Raw genomic sequence first — 835 nt, forward strand, 5'->3', positions numbered from 1 at the left:
GCGAACTCGGCGGTGTCGATGATGTTGATGTCGGTGTCGCCGGTCACGCCGCGGGTCAGGAAGGCGCGGACGCGCTCGTCGAGCTTGCGGTTCTCGTCCTCGCCCATGAACAGGAAGACGGGGACGCCGGGCTCCACGAGCTCGAGGGTGCCGTGGAAGAAGTCTGCCGAGGTGATGTAGCGGGTGCGCTTCCACTGCATCTCCTCGAGGATGCACATCGAGAAGAGGATGGTCTCGCCCCACAGGGCGCCGGAGCCGATGAACATGGTGTAGGGGGCCAGGGCGTACTTCTTGGCGAGCTCCTCGGCGCGCGGCTCGAAGCGCTTGCGGATATCGAGCATGTCCTTCCAGATGTCCTTGGTCTGCTCGATAAACAGGTCAAACTTGGGGAAGCATCCGCGGCGGTTGAGCAGGCGCAGGCCGAAGCAGTCGGCGAGGTAGTAGCCCTTCTCGCAGCCGCCTGAACCATGGTCAGAAGCCATGGCGACGCAGTTCTCGGCACCCACAGCCTGGCCGATGGGGCCCTCGGGCTTGGTCATGGCGTAGACACGAATGCCCTTTTCCTTCATCTTCTTGACGGCCTCGAGGACCTCGGGGGTGGTGCCGGACTCGGAGGCGGTGAGCACAACGGACTTCTCGGTCATGCGCTTGTGGCCCATGACGTTCCACTCGGCGGCGTGGATCAGGTAGACCTCGAGGTCGCGGTCGCCGAACTTGTTCATGAGGTACTCGAGCTGCATGAGCTCGTCCCAGGTGCCGCCGACGCCCATCAGGAACACGGCGTCGTAGCCCTCGTCGGCGACCTTGTCGGCGAGCGCGGTCATCTTCTTGCCGG

The 835-nt window shown here is 64.2% G+C and carries 1 protein-coding gene; it reads right to left on the minus strand.

The features are described 5' to 3' along the window. Positions 1 to 835 (minus strand): SIS domain-containing protein (locus DXA43_RS09135; protein ID WP_233540062.1); only part of this gene is annotated, 835 nt, incomplete at both ends.

It is taken from the genome of Collinsella sp. OF02-10, from assembly GCF_003463445.1.
In the GTDB taxonomy this organism is placed as follows: domain Bacteria; phylum Actinomycetota; class Coriobacteriia; order Coriobacteriales; family Coriobacteriaceae; genus Collinsella.